The organism is Bradyrhizobium sp. USDA 4353 (assembly GCF_054063215.1).
Genome location: NZ_JBSSGB010000001.1, coordinates 243,039 through 259,727, shown reverse-complemented (window position 1 = coordinate 259,727; position 16,689 = coordinate 243,039). Strand labels below are relative to the sequence as shown.

At 66.3% G+C, this 16,689-nt stretch carries 14 protein-coding genes and 1 pseudogene; 6 read left to right on the top strand and 9 right to left on the bottom strand.

Going from position 1 to position 16,689, the window contains the following annotated elements; translation table 11 throughout:
* Nucleotide 1 precedes the first annotated feature (1 nt).
* Together ACVILH_RS01145 and ACVILH_RS01140 are read right to left on the bottom strand one after the other, a co-directional pair.
* Nucleotides 2-1,645, bottom strand: coding sequence for an ABC transporter substrate-binding protein (locus ACVILH_RS01145; protein ID WP_456711237.1), 1,644 nt, complete (start codon nucleotides 1,643-1,645; stop codon nucleotides 2-4).
* 39 nt (nucleotides 1,646-1,684) lie between these two features.
* Entirely contained in the window at nucleotides 1,685-2,506 is an 822-nt protein-coding gene (locus ACVILH_RS01140) for a sugar phosphate isomerase/epimerase family protein (protein ID WP_456711236.1), read from the bottom strand.
* A 210-nt stretch (nucleotides 2,507-2,716) separates the two neighbouring features.
* On the opposite strand from ACVILH_RS01140, the gene ACVILH_RS01135 reads away from it, so the two are divergent.
* Complete coding sequence (locus ACVILH_RS01135) at nucleotides 2,717-3,853, top strand: hypothetical protein (protein ID WP_456711235.1); 1,137 nt, start codon at nucleotides 2,717-2,719, stop codon at nucleotides 3,851-3,853.
* Between the two features lie 45 nt (nucleotides 3,854-3,898).
* Here the strand turns inward: ACVILH_RS01135 and ACVILH_RS01130 are convergent, their stop codons facing one another.
* Both ACVILH_RS01130 and ACVILH_RS01125 read right to left on the bottom strand, forming a co-directional pair.
* On the bottom strand, nucleotides 3,899-4,540 hold the full coding sequence (locus tag ACVILH_RS01130; protein ID WP_456711234.1) for a Vgb family protein: 642 nt from the start codon (nucleotides 4,538-4,540) through the stop codon (nucleotides 3,899-3,901).
* Between the two features lie 33 nt (nucleotides 4,541-4,573).
* Nucleotides 4,574-5,794, bottom strand: a complete 1,221-nt coding sequence (locus ACVILH_RS01125) for a helix-turn-helix domain-containing protein (protein WP_456711233.1) — start codon at nucleotides 5,792-5,794, stop codon at nucleotides 4,574-4,576.
* Nucleotides 5,795-5,880: 86 nt separating this feature from the next.
* On the opposite strand from ACVILH_RS01125, the gene ACVILH_RS01120 reads away from it, so the two are divergent.
* Together ACVILH_RS01120 and ACVILH_RS01115 are read left to right on the top strand one after the other, a co-directional pair.
* Entirely contained in the window at nucleotides 5,881-6,642 is a 762-nt protein-coding gene (locus ACVILH_RS01120) for a DUF899 domain-containing protein (protein WP_456711232.1), read from the top strand.
* A 17-nt stretch (nucleotides 6,643-6,659) separates the two neighbouring features.
* Nucleotides 6,660-6,923: a hypothetical protein gene (locus ACVILH_RS01115; protein ID WP_456711231.1), complete on the top strand. Its 264-nt coding sequence runs from the start codon at nucleotides 6,660-6,662 to the stop codon at nucleotides 6,921-6,923.
* A 305-nt stretch (nucleotides 6,924-7,228) separates the two neighbouring features.
* Here ACVILH_RS01115 and ACVILH_RS01110 read toward each other — a convergent pair whose 3' ends face one another.
* The 5 genes and pseudogenes from ACVILH_RS01110 to ACVILH_RS01090 form a co-directional block, all read right to left on the bottom strand.
* Nucleotides 7,229-8,014 carry an ABC transporter ATP-binding protein gene (locus tag ACVILH_RS01110; protein ID WP_456711230.1) on the bottom strand — a complete coding sequence of 262 codons (786 nt, stop codon included), beginning with the start codon at nucleotides 8,012-8,014 and terminating at the stop codon, nucleotides 7,229-7,231.
* Nucleotides 8,011-8,784, bottom strand: a complete 774-nt coding sequence (locus ACVILH_RS01105; protein ID WP_456716839.1) for an ABC transporter permease — start codon at nucleotides 8,782-8,784, stop codon at nucleotides 8,011-8,013. Before ACVILH_RS01105 ends, ACVILH_RS01110 begins: the two co-directional genes overlap by 4 nt.
* A 200-nt stretch (nucleotides 8,785-8,984) precedes the next feature.
* Nucleotides 8,985-9,929 carry an ABC transporter substrate-binding protein gene (locus ACVILH_RS01100; RefSeq protein WP_456711229.1) on the bottom strand — a complete coding sequence of 315 codons (945 nt, stop codon included), beginning with the start codon at nucleotides 9,927-9,929 and terminating at the stop codon, nucleotides 8,985-8,987.
* A 112-nt stretch (nucleotides 9,930-10,041) separates the two neighbouring features.
* Nucleotides 10,042-10,779: a histidine utilization repressor gene (hutC, locus tag ACVILH_RS01095; RefSeq protein WP_456711228.1), complete on the bottom strand. Its 738-nt coding sequence runs from the start codon at nucleotides 10,777-10,779 to the stop codon at nucleotides 10,042-10,044.
* Nucleotides 10,776-12,136: pseudogene (locus ACVILH_RS01090) on the bottom strand (formimidoylglutamate deiminase). The gene hutC and the pseudogene ACVILH_RS01090 overlap by 4 nt, the downstream one beginning before the upstream one ends.
* 88 nt (nucleotides 12,137-12,224) lie before the next feature.
* Between ACVILH_RS01090 and hutI the strand changes: the two are divergent.
* Genes hutI through hutU form a run of 3 tightly spaced genes read left to right on the top strand, consistent with a single transcriptional unit; the run spans nucleotide 12,225 to nucleotide 16,663 of the window.
* On the top strand, nucleotides 12,225-13,439 hold the full coding sequence (hutI, locus tag ACVILH_RS01085; protein ID WP_456711227.1) for an imidazolonepropionase: 1,215 nt from the start codon (nucleotides 12,225-12,227) through the stop codon (nucleotides 13,437-13,439).
* Nucleotides 13,436-14,983 (top strand): histidine ammonia-lyase, encoded by a 1,548-nt coding sequence (gene hutH / locus ACVILH_RS01080; RefSeq protein ID WP_456711226.1) that lies wholly within the window; start codon nucleotides 13,436-13,438, stop codon nucleotides 14,981-14,983. The genes hutI and hutH overlap by 4 nt, the downstream gene beginning before the upstream one ends.
* A gap of 9 nt (nucleotides 14,984-14,992) precedes the next feature.
* Nucleotides 14,993-16,663: a urocanate hydratase gene (gene hutU / locus ACVILH_RS01075; protein WP_456711225.1), complete on the top strand. Its 1,671-nt coding sequence runs from the start codon at nucleotides 14,993-14,995 to the stop codon at nucleotides 16,661-16,663.
* The last annotated feature ends 26 nt before the right edge of the window (nucleotides 16,664-16,689 follow it).

Sequence of the window (16,689 nt, the reverse complement as noted above, 5' to 3'; positions counted from 1 at the left end):
CTTACGCTCCGTAGTTGCCGTTGCGGAAGTCCATCGCGAAAGCCGGCGAGGCCTTCCACTTGATCGACTTCGGCTTCGCCGTGAACGTCGCGTTCTGGTGCAGCACGGTGTACGCCGGGTCCTCGCGCTCGGCGATCTCCAGCATGCGGCCGAACGCCTTCTTGCGTGCGGCGCGATCGGTCGAGGTCTCCAGAAACTCCGACAGCTTGTTCAGCTCGGCATTGGTCCATTCGCCGACCTGCTGCTGCTGGCCGTTCGGGCCGTGCTGAGCGACCAGCGACGACACCGGATCGTTGAAGGCCGCCGAGTTCGACCAGTCGCGTACCGCGCGGGTCGGGGCGCGCTCCAGGATCTGCGACCAGTTCTCCTTGGTCTCGATCTGCACGTTGAGGCCAACCGCCTGCCACATTTCGACCAGCACCTGCGCGGTCGCGGTCTGGTTGGTGTAGTAGTTGTTGAGCAGGCGGTAGGGAATCGTGTCGCCCTTGTAGCCGGCCTGCTTCAGGAGATCCTGCGCCAGCTTCGGGTCGAACGCCGGCACGCTCCAGTCGGCGATGAACATGTCGCCGTAGAACTCCCACTGCAGGCCCTTCGGCACGCGGGTGCGGCCGGCCCACAGGCTGTCGACGATGGCCTGGCGGTCGATCGCATGGGTGAAGGCGCGGCGCACCAGCGGATTGGCGAGTTGCGGATGGTTCTTGTCGAACACGGTCAGGCGGTGATTGAGAATGGTGCCGCCCTGGACCTCGAATGCGGCGTTCTTCTCGATGCCGGCGATCTGGTCCGGCGGGATGTCGCAGGCGAACTGATACTCGCCTGAGAGCAGACCATTAATGCGGCTCGCGACCTCCGGCACTTCGACGAAGCGGATGCGCTTCAGCGGCGGACGGCCGCCCCAATATTCGTCATGCGCTTCGAGCGTCAGCGACACGTCCGGCTTGAACTCGACGATCTTGTAGGGACCGGTGGTGATCGGCTTGCGCGCCCAGTCGAGATAGCTCGCCGCCTCCTCCCAGCCGCGTCGGCTCATGATGTCCGAGCCGTAGCGCATCAGGCGGCCTTCGATGGTCACGTCGGGCGTCGCGTTGACGAAGCGCACCGTGTATTTGTCGACCGCGTCGACGCGGACGAGATCCGGCCACATCCGGCGGGCAACGCCGATGACGTCCGGCGGCAGCTCCTTGCCGGGGCGCGGCGTCGGGATCTTCTCGAACGCCTTGATGGTGGTGCGGCTCTTGGCCTCGCTGTCGCCGAACATGCGCTCGCGGCTGAACGAGAACACGACGTCCTCGGAGGTCATCTCGTCGCCATTGTGGAACTTGACCCCCTGGCGCAGCTTCAATTCGACGGTCTGGTCGTCGATGCGCTTCCACTCGGTGGCAAGACCGGGCACGGCTTCGAGATTGCCGCGGAAATTCTTCGAGATCAGGCTTTCCCACAGCGACGAGTAGAACACGCGCTCGCCGACATTGGACTGCTCGCGCAGCACGTCGAGCACGTTGGAGTTCGTCACCTTCTGCACGGCGATGGTGACCGAGGGACGGTTGTCGCTTTGCGCGATCGAGACGCGCGGCAGGATGAAGCTGCCGCCGATCGCGGCGCCGGCGCCGGCGCCGAGCAGGCCGCGGCGGGTGAGCTTGGTCATGGCAATCTCTCTGGAGGTTGTCAGGAAAACAGTCGTTGCTTACTGAGCGAGACCGAGCGAGGCGAGATATGCCGCGCCAGCCTTGACGTGATCATGGTTGCGCAATTCGAGGATCAGGCGCGGATTGGAGCTCAGCTTCGCCAGCGCGCGGAACACGGCGACCCAGCGGATGTTGCCTTCGCCCGGCGCCCAATGGCGGTCGGCATAGCCGTCGGTGTCCTGCAGATGCACATGGGCCAGCATGTCGCCGGCGGCGTCGACATAGTAATCGACTGGCGGCGCGCCGGTGGAATGATGTGCGTAGTTGGCGTGGCCGGTGTCGAGCGACACCCGCACCTTGCTGCTGCCCAGCGCGTGCGCGAGGCCGGCGCGATCGAGCGGATTCTTGTCCTCGATGTTCTCGATGACGAGCTCGCAATTGGCCTGCTCGGCGGAGGCGATGACGTCGGACAGCGTGGCGCGGACGCGCTCGATCAGCGCCTCGCGATTGTCGGGCAGCATGTCGATGTTGTTGTAGTCCCAGGTGGTGTAGGGCGAGTGGATCACCATCTGCGTGGCGCCGAGGAACTCCGCGACCTCCAGGCCCTGCAGCAGTCGCTTGGTGACGGCGCGGCGGATCATCGGATCGTGGCTGGCGATGGTGAAGCCCCAGAACGGGCCGTGGATGCCGAGCCGCCCGGTGTGCCCTGACAGCATCGACTTGATTTCCTTGGCGGTGCCGCGCCAGTCGCTGTCGAGCAGATCGGCGCGGAAGAAGTCCTGGATCTCGAGATCACGCTGGCGCTCCAGCAGCCAGTCGGTATGGGCCGGAATCGATTTGACGGAGAGGGCGGCGCCGAGGACGGGCAGCGTGGCGGACATTGGGCGAAATCCCCTGCTTGAGACCTCGTGAGCGCTAGCGGAGTTCGATGACGTCCCCATGAAGGGCTGTGGACGAGGACCGCGACATGTTGTGTCCCCTCGCGGAGGATGGCGGCGAGTTGTCCTATCCCTAGAGTGGCCGGTCAGCCGCCGGTGCTACTTGACGTAGCCGCGGGAATTGCAACAATGCGGCGAAAAAGGGGACTTGGGATGACAGTACGGCGTGCGATCTGCGGGACGATGCTTTCGCTCCTGGCGCTGACCATGGCTGCGTTGAACGCGCCGGCGCATGCGAAGGGGCCGTATGGCGCCATCTCCGTGGCCGGCTGGTCGGGCGGCGCCTACACCGACGACAACACCGGCAAGTTCTCGAGCTGCATCGCGTCCGCCAGCTACAAGAGCGGCATCAATTTCGGCGTGCTCGCGCTGCCGACCTTTAATTGGGCGCTCGCCTTCATCCATCCCACCTGGTCGCTCACGCAGGGTCAGAAGTTTCCCATCGTGCTGAGCTTCGATGGCCGCAACTCCTACAATGTCGAGGGCTCGGTGTGGTCGGCCAATATGGTCGTCGTGCCGATGCCGAACGACTCCAGCCTGATCAAGGCGTTCCGGGCGGCGCGGACGATGTCGGCCTTCGCGCAGGGCAACCTGTTCCAGTTCGATCTCAACGGCACCTCCGTGCTGCTGCCATCACTCGCCAACTGCGTGCGCTTGATCAATGCCGGCGGAATGGCGGCCGCGACGAACTTCACGGTGCAGCCGAATGCTCCGTCGGCGCAGCGTCCGGCAGCGCCGACTGTCGCCGCGCCGGCCGTGACGGCGACGGTGCAGCCGGCACGGGCATCGGACGATTCTCCAGAGCTGCAGCTCGAAGCGATGCAGATCGCCTCCAACTTCATTCTCAAGGCGGCGCTGTCGCATCCGGCGATCCTCGGCAGCGGCGAGCGGCCGGTGTGGCTGACAGCGGGCGGGGTCGCCTGGAAGTCGGACAATGCCACCGGCTTCGTTCGGATCGTGCCGCCGCAGCGCAATCTCGATGGCCTGGAGGTCGCCGCCACGATCATCGGCAACGATGCCCGCGACTGCAAAGGCAAGTTCATCTCCGCGCGCAACAGCGAGCTGGTCGACAGCGCCGTCGTGTTCCGCGGCATGTCGTCTTGCGAGGACAGCGAAAAGTCTGACATCGCCGAGTACTTCATCTTCCCGCGCAAGGCAGGCGGCTTCGTGCTGTTCTCGGTCGTCACGCCGACCAAGCCGGTCGGCAGCGGCGGTGGCCAGCAGTTGCAGACGCGCGAGGAGGCGAACGCCAACTTCCGCAAGGCCGCCTATACGTCGATCGGCAAGTAAGCTTCGCGGACCGGTCGGGCAGCTCTTCGGCGAGAGTCCCCCCGCTCAGCCACGCCCGCGCTGCGGGCGCCTGACCGCGCGCACCTTGCCGCTGTGACCGCCGCCGCAATACAGCGTGTCGCCGCCATCCGACTCCATGCCGGACACGCTGGTGCCGGCGGGCATGTCGAGCTGATCGAGCACCTCGCCGGTCGCCGGATCGATCCGCCTGATGTCGCTGACATCGTCCTCCCAGGTGCCGTGCCACAGCTCGCCATCCACCCAGGTGACGCCGGTGACAAAGCGCGTACAGGCGATGCTGCGCAGGATCTGCCCTGTGGCGGGATCGATCTGGTGAATCTTGCGGTCGCGATAGGCGCCGACCCAGAGCGAGCCCTCCGCCCATGCCAGCCCGGAATCTCCGCCGCCAGCCGGAGCCGGAATGGTCGAGATCACCTCGCCGCTGTCCGGATCGACCTTCTGAATCTGCGCTTCGGCGATCTGATAGAGATGCTTGCCGTCAAAGGCGGTGCCCGCATGGGCGGCGATGTCGAGCGACCGCTTGACCGCGCCATCGGCCGGATCGAACGCCTTGATGCTCGAGCCGGTCGCTATCCAGACGTGCCGGCCGTCATGGGTGACACCAGCCACTTGGTCACCCGCGAAGGGGCCGTATTCGCGGAGGATCTCGGCCGGGGCTCGTCTCATCTGGGTCTATCCATGGCTTCTGACAGCGGCACGTTAATCGAGCGATGACCACGCCGGGAGTAACAAGCTGGTCGCGAATTCCGGCACGACCGGACAGGTCCAGCGCTGCGCGCGGCCGCGCCCGAACGATTGGACCTTGCCCGACAGCGCCAGCGCATCGAGCGCGCGCTGCACCGTGCGCTGGCTTAAGCCGAGCGCCAGCGCGAGGCCGGAGCTCGACCACGCCTCGCCGTCGGCGAGGCAGGCCAGCACGGGTGCATTTTCATCCTCGATCGGCTGCACCAGCACGACGATCTCGCCGCCGTCACAGGGAGCTAACACGAAGCCGTTGCGTGTGGCATTGACCTCGGCGATGCCCTTCAACAGCTGGCGCAGGCGTCCGATCTCGACGCGCAAACGCGCGCGATGCGACTCGTCGGCGTCCTTGCCGCGGAATGCTTCCGCGATCAGCTCCGCGCGCGACACATCATCGGGGGCGGTCGCTGCCAGCCTGCGGGCGAGCGCAAACAGCACCGGACGCCGCGCCAATGGCACGATGCGGTCGCCTCGTCTGATCGCGAGCCGGCACGCATCGATGATCAGCCTGTCCGACCGTAACAGCGCCTCGACCTCATCGAGCTGCAGCAGCCGTTGCTCGGCGCCTCGGATCAGGCGCGCGGCCGGCGCCGTCAGCGTTGCCGAGAGCCGTTCGACCTCGGCATGCAGCTCCGGGCTGCGCGCCTGACGCGCCATGCGCGCGGCCCGTTCGAGCGCCGCCTGCGCCGCCTTGGTCTGCAGCCGGCGCAAGGCCAGGCCAGCGACGATCAGCTCATAGATGGTGCGCGCCGCCGGCTGTAGCGGCGAGGGATCGAGCTCGGCCAGGCCTCGCTCTGCGGCATCGAGATGGCCGATGAGGACCATGCGCCGGATCTCGAGGCTGCGCGCGTAGGCGGCATTGGTGCGGTCCCCGTGCTGCTCCAGCGTTTCGCGCGCCTCGGCCAACGCCTTCGTTGGCCACGACAGATCACGCGCCGCCAGCGCGATCTCGGCTTCCGCGACGGCGCAGCGCGCACGCGCCATGACTGCCTTGGGACCGAAGCCGCGCGCGGCCTGCCGCAGCAGCGCCTTTGCGCGCACGACATCGCCGAGCCGTGCCATCGCGATGCCGCGCAGCGCCAGCGCCGGCGGATCAGCGCGCAAAGCGACCCGGTTCAGCGCGCCGAGCGGATCACCGGCGGCCAGCGCCTGCGCCGCCGCTGAGATCAACGAGTCCATGCCAATCCCGCCACACTTGTCACTCTCGTCTCCTCCCGCACCGATCCTAGTCTCAGTCGCGGTCAACACGCAAAGGGATGACAGACATGACCATGCATCTGACGGGAACTCGCGAGGACTGGCTCAAGGCACGGCTCGACCTGCTTCAAGCTGAAAAGGAATTCACGCGACGCGGTGACGAATTGGCGCAACGGCGGCAGGCGCTGCCCTGGGTACGAGTCGACAAGAGCTATCGCTTCGACACGGAGGAGGGGCCGGCGACGCTGCCCGATCTGTTCAAGGGCCGCTCGCAGCTGCTCGTCTATCACTTCATGTTCGGGCCTGATTTCCAGGCCGGCTGCCCGTCCTGCTCGATGATCGCCGACGGCTTCAACGGCTTTCAGGTCCACCTCGCCAACCACGACGTGATGCTGTGGGCGGTGTCGCGCGCGCCGCTGGCGAAGCTGACGGCGTACAAGAAGCGCATGGGCTGGAGCTTCCCGTGGGCGTCATCGGCCAGCAGCGACTTCAATTTTGATTTCAACGTTGCGATCACCGAGGAGCAACAGCGCCAGGGCGGCACCGAATACAACTACCGCACCAGCCCGCCGATGGGCGCCGGTGATGTCCCGCCGATGGTGTCCGAGATCGCTGCGACGGCCGGTACCGACAGTGCAACGTTCATGCGTGACCGTCCCGGCATGAGTGCGTTCATCTTGGAGGACGGCATCGTCTATCACACCTATTCGGCCTACGCCCGCGGTCTCGATGGTCTCTGGGGCGCCTATCAGTGGCTCGATCGCGCGCCGAAGGGGCGTAACGAGCAGGGCGTGTGGTGGCGCCGCCGCGACGAATACGCCGCGCGCTGAGAGCAGGGAGTGAAGCTATGGCGTTCTTCCCGTCCAAGCCGCGCATGATGCCGGACCTCGCCGAGGCCCTGCGCCTCGCAGCGACGCCGACCTTCGCGCTGATGGCGGTGCTGAACGTCATGGCCAGGGATGGCCGAGCAGACGTGATCTGCTCGGCGATGCCGGCGGGTGCCCCGCTCGGTGACATGACGGTGATGTATCTGCTGATGAGCGTGTTTCATCTGGCGCCGTGGTTGAAGCGCATTGGGGGCTTCGCGAGTTCGCGAGGCGGCCGAACTTGACGGCCAAGGAACGTGCTTTCCCATGCATCAACGAGGGTTGCTTGCGGAGAGAACCCCTCACCCAAGCGAGCCCGCGGAGAAGCCGACGATGCCCTCTCCCACAAGGGGCGAGGGCGCTGTATTGCGCAGTCTTGTCGCGGCGGTCACTTGAAAGCAGCTCGTGATTTGGGTCAGCGCGGTGCTCGTTATTGCGCCCTCTCCCCTTGTGGGAGAGGGCATGTATAGCAGGGCGGCAAAAGCGCTCGGGTGAGGGGTACCGCGGGCCCGCTGTAGAGATAGCGCTCAATCGAGTTAGCGACTCGACCTCACGCCTCCGCCGCCACCTTCAGCGCCTCCGCCCGAATCTCCTCCACCAGGCGCTCCTTCAGCGCGACGAACTCCGGCGAGGTCTTGATCTTGTACGAGCGCGGATGCGGCAAATCGATCGTGATATCCGCCTTGATGCGGCCAGGGCGGGCGCTCATCACCAGCACGCGGCTGCCGAGGAAGATCGCCTCCTCGATATCATGGGTCACGAACAGCACCGTCTTCTGGTCGCGCTCCCAGATGCCGAGCAGCATCTCCTGCATCAGCACGCGGGTCTGGTTGTCGAGCGCGCCGAACGGCTCGTCGAGCAGCAGGATCTTCGGATCATTGGCGAGCGCACGCGCGATCGCGCAGCGCTGCTGCATGCCGCCGGACAGCTGCTTGGGCCAGTGGTTCTCGAACCCCTTCAGGCCGATCTGCTGGATGAAGCGGTCGGCGACGGCATTGCGCTTGTCCTCCGGCACCCCGCGCTCGCGCAGGCCGAAGGCGATATTTTCGCGCACCGTGAGCCAGGGAAACAGCGTGTAGGACTGGAACACCATGCCGCGATCGGCGCCGGGGCCTTCGACCTCGCTTCCGTCGAGCAGCACCTTGCCGCTGGTCGGATGATCGAGGCCGGCGACGATGCGCAGCAAAGTCGACTTGCCGCAGCCGGACGGGCCGAGGATGGTGACGAAGTCGTTGTTGCCGATGGTGAGATCGACCGGCTCCAGCGCGCGCGTCGGCGCGTGGCCCTGGCGGGCCGGGAAAATGCGGGTGACCTGATCGATGACGAGCGTGGTCATGCGAGCTTCCACGGGAACAGCCAGGCGTTGAACGCCTTGAACAGGAAATCAGAGATCAGCCCGATCAGGCCGATGATGATGATGCCGAAGATGATCTGCCCGGTGTTGAGCAGCGCCTGGCTGTCGGTGATCATGTGACCGATGCCGGACGAGGAGCCGATCAGCTCGGCGACGATGACGTAGGTCCAGGCCCAGCCGAGCACGAGGCGCAGGACCTCGGCGATATCAGGCGCGGCCGACGGCAGCAGCACGCGGGCGATGATGCCGCGATCGCTGGCGCCGAGCGTGTAGGCCGCTTCGACGAGGTCGCGCCGCGTGTTGCCGACGGTGACGGTGATCATCAGGATGATCTGGAACACCGAGCCGATGAAGATGATCAGGAGCTTCTGCAACTCGCCGATGCCGGCCCACAGGATCAAGAGCGGAATGAAGGCGGAGGCGGGCAGGTAGCGCGCGAAGGAGACGAACGGTTCGAGGAACGCCTCGACCGGCTTATAGGCGCCCATCAGCAGTCCGAGCGGCACGGCGATGGCAGCCGCGAGCACAAAGCCGCCGACCACGCGCCAGACCGTCATGCCGATGTCGTAGAGGAAGCCGAACTTCACCAGCAGATCCCAACCCTCGCGCAGCATGGTCAGGGGATCGGCCAGGAAGGTCTTCGACACATAGCCGCCGAACGTCGCCAGCGACCAGGCGGCGACGAAGAGCACGAAGAAGGCGAGGCCGAGGGCTGTTCTTGTTCGGGCGCTGACGGGATCGAGAGGACGGATCACGGAGGAGGCTTTCGTGGGCTGGTGCGGGTCGGTGGAACAGACTTGCTTCAGAGCAGGCGGACGCAGTTTTGAGCAGAGTGTATCAACGCCGTCATTGCGAGGAGCGAAGCGACGAAGCAATCCAGAGCCGCACCCTCGGCCCCTGGATTGCTTCGCTTCGCTCGCAATGACGACTCTACTTAGAGCGAGTTCTGAGGCTACTTGATGAAGCTGGCATCATACAGATCCTCGACGTTCGGGATCTGCTTGATGATGCCGACCTCGAGCAGCAGCTCGGCTGCGTCCTTGTTGAAGGTCTTGAACTCGGTCTCGAAGAACTTCTGGCTCGCGGCCTTGTCCTGCCAGCGCAGATACTTGGCGGAGTTGCCGAACTGCTCGCCGCTCTGCTTCACGTCCGCGCCCATGATCTCATAGGCCTTGGCCTGGTCCTTGGCGATCATGTCGAGCGCCTCGTAATAGCTGTCGGCGAGCGCCTTGGCGGCCTTCGGGTTCTCGGTGAGGAATTTCGGCGTGCAGCCGAAGGTGTCCATCACCATTGGATAGTCCAGCGTGGTGGCGATAATCTTGCCCTTGTCGGGCGCGGCACGCACCGTCGACAGATACGGCTCATAGGTCATCGCCGCATCGTTCTGGCCGGCGACGAAAGCCTGCGCGGCCGGGCCCGGCTCCATGTTGACGACGGTGACGTCCTTCACCGTCAGCCCGTTCTTCTTTAGCATCCAGGCCAGCCCGAAATAGGGCGAGGTGCCCGGCGCGGATGCAGCGACCGTCTTGCCCTTCAGGTCCTTGATCGAGGCGATGTCGTTGCGCACGACCATGCCGTCGGCGCCAAAACTCTTGTCGAGCTGGAAGATCTGCTTGGTGGCGACGCCGTTGGCGTTCCAGGAGATCCAGGTCTCCACGGTGGTCGCGGCGCACTGCACGTCGCCGGCGGCGATCGCGAGGTGGCGGTCCTTCTGCGGGATCTTCTTGATGGTGACGTCGAGGCCGTTCTTCTTGAAGATGCCGGCTTCCTTCGCCAGCGTCAGCGGCGCGAAGCCGGTCCAGCCGGAAATACCGATGCCGACCTTGACGTCATCGGCGAAAGCGGTCGTCGAGGCCAGCAGCGTGGCCGTCAAGGCAAGCAGTCCAAGTTTGCGCATCGTCATCATCCTTTGCTGTTGAAACGAGGTGTCGGTGCGGTCACGGAGAACCGCAATTGTCCGGCGCGTTCGCCGCCGCTCTTGCAAATCTCGTGCTCAGATCGCGGATCTTTCATTCGCTGCCCCTGAACCGCGCGACGAGGCGGTGCTGGTCACCTGGGTAGACCAGCCTGACAGCCGTGAGCGGCCGGCCCTGCCGCCAGGTGTGGCGTTCGATGACGAGGCATGGCGCGCCCTCGGCGATGCCAAGGCCATCGGCGATGGTCTCGTCGGCAACGATCGCGCTGATTGCATGCTCAGCCTCGGTCCAGGGCACGTGATGCAGGAGCCATGAGCCGGGCGGATCGAGCTTGAAGTTCGCCTTTGCCGCGTCGGGCACAGCGTCGAGATCGATCAGGCGATCCTCGAGCGCGAACGGCAAATTGTCGGCGCTATGGCGGCAGCGGATCGCGATCACCTTGCATGGCGTCTTCACGCCGAGCCGCTCGCGATCGGCCGTATTGGCCGTGCGCCGCGCCGACGAGATCAGCTCATAGCCATAGGCGCGGCCGAGCGCGCCGATCTCGGCGCGGATGTCCGGGATCTTCAGCACGGCCGACAGAAATTGCGGCCGCCGCACGAAGGTGCCGGCACGGCGTCGCCGCTCGATCAGGTCCGCCTGCGCGAGCTCCGACAGCGCCTTGTTCACGGTCATGCGCGAGCAGCCATAGTGCTCCATGATCTCGTGCTCGAACGGGATGCGGTGGCCGGGCGGCCATTCGCCGGTGAGGATGCGGCGCTCGATGTCCTGCCGGATCGTCTTGTAGAGCGTGCCGGCGCCCGGCTTGATCCGATCCTCGGCGAGGCTCATGCAAGCAGCCTCCGCACCGCCCGATTGAAGCCGCGCCGCGCAGCCTCGCGCGAGCGGTGATGACCGCCTTGCACGACTTTCGTACCGCCGGCCCAGACGCAGTCGATGGCATCGTGCGACGTCGCGAAGATCCAGCCGTCGAGCAGTGCATCCTGCGACCGCCCCGCGAGCGACGGATGCGATAGATCGAGCGTGACGATATCGGCACGCGCGCCGACTTGCAGCCCGGCGAGCGGTTGCGCCAGCGCCTGCGCGCCGCCGGCAAGAGCGGCATCGAACAAGGTGCGGCCTGTCGACGCAGCCGGGCCTGACGTTAGCATGTTGCGCTCGCGATGCGTCAGCCGCTGGCCGTATTCGAGTTGGCGCAACTCATCGCTGACGCCGACCAGCACGTTGGAGTCGGTGCCGATGCCGATGCGGCCGCCCGCACGCAGATAGTCGCGCGCCGGGAAGATGCCGTCGCCGAGGCTGGCTTCGGTGACCGGGCAGAGGCCGGCCGTCGCGCCGCTGCGTGCGAGCGCTGCTGTTTCGTCCGCGGTCATGTGTGTCGCGTGGATCAGGCACCAGCGCGTATCGACAGCGTGGTGATCGAGCAGCCATTGCACCGGGCGCTGGCTCGACCAGGCGAGGCAGTCCTCGACCTCCTTGACCTGTTCGGCGGCGTGGATGTGAACCGGGCCGCCTTCGGCAAGCGGCAGCAATGCGGTCAATTCATCAGGCGCCACCGCTCTCAGACTATGCGGCGCGATGCCGAGATTGGCGCCGCGCAGCGTGCTGATCGCCTTGCGCGAAGCCGTCAGCAGCTTACCGAACTGATCGACGTCGCAGATGAAGCGGCGCTGGCCGTCATGCGGTGCCGCGCCGCCGAAGCCGCCATGCGCGTAGAAGCTCGGCAGCAGGGTCAGGCCGATGCCGGAGGTCTGGGCAGCCGCTGCGACTCGGCCCGCGCCATCTCGGCGAGATCAGAGTACGGCGTGCCGTCGCGATTGTGATGCAGATAATGGAATTCGCCGACTCGCGTGAAGCCGCGCTCGAGCATCTCGACATACAGCAGGGTCGCGACCGCCTCGACATCCTCCGGGCGCATCGACAGCGCGAAGCGATACATCGTCTCGCGCCAGGTCCAGAACGTGTCCGTCGAGGGGCCGCTGATCTCGGCAAGCCCGGCCATGCCGCGCTGGAATGCGTGGCTGTGCAGGCTGGCGATGCCGGGGATCGCAACCTCATGCTGCTCGTCGTCGAGCGTCGGCGGGACGCCCGCGGAGACCTGTGTGATCTCGCCGTTGCTGATGACGACCTGCACGTCCTCGGCCCAGCCATGGGGCAGAAGCGCGGATGCGAAGTGCAGGGACGCCATGGTCGATCAACCCGCTGGACAGGACGGCGGAGGCGAGTTTATGTATAGACATATCGCCCGTCAAGCTTTCGTGAAAATGGGAGGCCGCATGGCCGAGCGTTTCGACCGGATCTGGCACAATGCGCGGCTCGCAACCCTGCGCGAAGGGCAGCCGGGCCTCGGCGTGGTCGAGCAGGGCGTGATCGCCGCCCGTGACGGCCGCATCGCCTTCGCCGGACCGCAAGCGGATTTTGCTGCCGATGCCGATGCGCCCGAGCGCATCGATTGCGACGGACGCTGGATCACACCGGGCCTCGTCGATTGCCACACTCATCTCGTCTACGGCGGCGATCGCGCCCATGAGTTCGAGCGGCGCCTAGCCGGTGCAAGCTACGAGGAGATCGCGCGCGCCGGCGGAGGCATCGTCTCAACCGTGGCCGCCACGCGCGCCGCGACCGAGGCGCAGCTGATCGCCAGCGCTTTGCCGCGGCTCGATGCGTTGCTCGCGGAGGGCGTCACCACAGTCGAGATCAAGTCCGGCTACGGACTGGAGACCGCGACCGAGCTGTGGCAACTGGCCGCCGCTCGCGCGCTCGGGGACAAGCGGCCGGTCAGTGTCCGCACCAGCTTTCTCGGCGCGCATGCGCTGCCGATCGAGGCCGACGGCGACAAGGACCGCTACATCGATCTCGTCTGCAACGAGATGCTGCCGGCGGTTGCCAAGTCAGGTCTCGCGGATGCTGTCGACGCCTTCATGGAAAACATCGCGTTCTCAGCCGCGCAGACGTCGCGCGTTTTCGCGGCGGCCAAGGCGCTTGGCCTGCGGGTCAAGCTTCATGCCGACCAGCTCTCCAATCTCGGTGGCGCCGCGCTCGCGGCCGAGTTCGGCGCGTTGTCGGCCGATCATCTGGAGCACACCGACGACGCCGGCGCTGCTGCGATGGCGCGGAGCGGCACGGTGGCCGTGTTGCTGCCCGGAGCGTTCTACTTCATCCGCGAGACGCAGAAGCCGCCGGTCGAACTATTCCGCAAGCATGGCGTGAAGCTCGCGCTGGCGACCGACTGCAATCCGGGCTCGTCGCCGCTGACGTCACTGCTCCTGACCATGAACATGGCAGCGACGTTGTTCCGAATGACCGTGGATGAATGCATCGCCGGCGTGACGCGCGAAGGCGCCCGCGCGCTGGGCTTGTTAGCCGAGACCGGCACGCTCGAGGCCGGCAAGTGGTGCGATCTCGCGATCTGGGACATCGGGCGCCCCGCCGAGCTGGTCTATCGCATGGGCTTCAATCCGCTGCATCAGCGCGTGTGGAGGGGTCAATGAGCACGATCATGGCTGAGCCCGGCCACGTCAGTCTCGATGATCTCGCACGCGTGTACGCCGGCGCATCGCTCACGCTTCATTCAGAATATTGGCCGCGCGTCGAAGCCGCGGCGGCGATCGTGGCGAAGGCGGCGCAGGGCGCCGATCCCGTCTATGGCATCAACACCGGCTTCGGTAAGCTCGCCTCGAAGCGCATCCCGCCCGACCAGACGGCGCAGCTGCAGCGCAACCTGATTCTCTCGCATTGCTGCGGCGTCGGTCCTGCGACGCCGGAGCCGGTCGTCCGCCTGATGATGGCGCTCAAGATCATCTCGCTCGGCCGCGGCGCGTCCGGCGTGCGGCGCGAGATCATCGCGCAGTTGCAGGCGATGCTGGCCCACGGTGTGTTGCCGTTCGTCCCGCAGCAGGGGTCGGTCGGCGCGTCGGGCGACCTCGCGCCGCTCGCGCATATGACCGCGGTGATGATCGGCGAGGGGCAGGCGTTCGTCGACGGCGGCTTGGTCGCCGGGCGCGATGCGCTCGCGCGTGCCGGAGTTCAGCCGGTCACGCTTGGGCCGAAGGAAGGGCTCGCGCTGATCAACGGCACACAGTTCTCGACAGCCTATGCGCTCGCCGGCCTGTTCCGCGCGCACGACCTGCTCAACGCCGCGCTGGTGACGGGTGCGCTGTCGGTCGATGCCGCCATGGCGTCGACGGCGCCGTTCCGGCCTGAGATCCACGCGCTGCGCGGCCATCCCGGCCAGATCGAGGCTGGTCGCGTGCTCACCGAGCTGCTCGACGGCAGCGCGATCCGGCTGTCGCATCTGGAAGGCGAAGAGCGCGTGCAGGATCCGTATTGCCTGCGCTGCCAGCCGCAGGTCGCCGGCGCCGCGCTCGATCTGCTGACGCAGGCGGCGCGCACGCTCACTGCTGAAGCCAATGCCGTCACCGACAATCCGCTTGTGCTGGTCGAAACTGGCGAGATCATCTCCGGCGGCAATTTCCACGCCGAGCCGGTCGCGTTCGCCGCCGATCAGATCGCGCTGGCGCTCTCCGAACTCGGCGCCATCAGCGAGCGGCGCATCGCCACCCTGGTCGATCCCGCGCTGAATTTCGGCCTGCCGCCGTTCCTCACGCCGGAACCGGGCCTGAACTCCGGCTTCATGATCGCCGAGGTGACGGCGGCGGCGCTGTTCGCCGAGAACAAGCAGCGCGCGCTGCCATGCTCGATCGACTCCACGCCGACCAGCGCCAATCAGGAAGACCACGTCTCGATGGCCGCGCATGCCGCGCGGCGGCTGCACGATATGGTCGACAATCTCGCTCATATCATCGGCATCGAGCTCCTGGTCGCCGCGCAGGGCATCGAGCTGCGCGTCCCGCACGGCACCAGCGCCGCGCTCTCCGCCGTCATCGGCGCCTTGCGCATGCACGTGCCGGCGCTGGAGAGCGACCGCTACATGGCCGACGATCTCGCGAAAGCCGCCGCGCTCGTCGCGGCCGGCGCCTTGGCCCGCGCTGCTGCCGATGCACTCGGGCGCGATCCGTTTCCTAGGCTTGGATGAGAGGGACCCATGAACCGACGTCTAGACAATGAACGGGTGATCCGCGCCCCCCATGGCAGCGACATCAGCGCCAAGAGCTGGCTCACCGAAGCGCCGCTGCGCATGCTGATGAACAATCTCGATCCCGACGTTGCCGAGAAGCCGAGCGAGCTCATCGTCTATGGCGGCATCGGCCGCGCCGCGCGCGACTGGGACAGTTTTGATCGCATCGTCGCATCCTTGCGCAAGCTCGAGGCGGACCAGACTCTGGTCGTGCAGTCCGGCAAGCCGGTCGGCATCTTCCGCACGCACCCGGATGCGCCGCGCGTGCTAATCGCCAATTCCAACATCGTGCCGCATTGGGCGACGCTCGATCACTTCAATGCGCTCGATAAAATGGGCCTGATGATGTACGGCCAGATGACGGCCGGCTCCTGGATCTACATCGGCAGCCAGGGCATCGTGCAGGGCACCTACGAGACTTTTGTGGAGGTCGGCCGCCGCCACTACAATGGCGATCTCGCGGGAAAATGGATTCTCACCGCGGGCCTCGGCGGCATGGGCGGCGCGCAGCCGCTGGCCGCGACGATGGCCGGCGCCTCGATGCTCGCCATCGAATGCCAGCCGAGCCGCATCGAGATGCGGCTGCGCACCGGCTATCTCGATCGTCAGGCTGGCTCGCTCGACGAGGCGCTGGCGCTGATGGAAGAGGCCGCCAAGACCAGGAAGGCCGTCTCGGTCGGCCTGCTCGGCAATGCCGCCGAGATCTTCCCCGAGCTCGTGCGCCGCGGCGTGCGTCCTGACATCGTCACCGACCAGACCAGCGCGCATGATCCGATCAACGGCTATCTGCCGAAGGGCTGGACGCTCGCCGAATGGGAAGCCAAGCGCGCCTCTGATCCAAAAGCCGTCGAGCAGGCGTCGAAGACCTCGATGGTCGGCCACGTCCAGGCGATGCTGGACTTCCACGCGATGGGCGTTCCGACGCTCGACTATGGCAACAACATCCGTCAGATGGCGCAGGACATGGGCCTCGCCAACGCGTTCGATTTCCCCGGCTTCGTGCCGGCGTACATTCGCCCCTTGTTCTGCCGCGGCATCGGCCCGTTCCGCTGGGCGGCTTTGTCGGGCGATCCCGAGGACATCTACAAGACCGATGCCAAGGTGAAGGAGCTGCTGCCCGAGAACAAGCATCTCCACAACTGGCTCGACATGGCGAGGCAGCGCATCAAGTTCCAGGGCTTGCCGGCGCGGATCTGCTGGGTGGGGCTTGGCGACCGCCATCGCCTCGGGCTCGCCTTCAACGAGATGGTGGCGCGCGGCGAGCTGAAGGCGCCGATCGTGATCGGCCGCGATCATCTCGACTCAGGCTCGGTGGCGAGCCCCAATCGCGAGACCGAGGCGATGAAGGACGGCTCGGACGCCGTGTCGGACTGGCCGCTGCTCAACGCGCTGCTCAATTGCGCCAGCGGCGCGACCTGGGTGTCGCTGCATCATGGCGGCGGCGTCGGTATCGGCTATTCGCAGCATGCGGGCATGGTCATCGTCGCCGACGGCACTGATGACGCGGCGCGGCGGCTGGAGCGCGTGTTGTGGAATGATCCCGCGACCGGCGTGATGCGCCATGCCGACGCCGGCTATGACGACGCCATCGCCTGCGCCGAGGCCAACGGGCTCGATCTGCCGAGCCTCGCTCGCTGATCTCTGATGGGTTGAAGAGCGGCCCC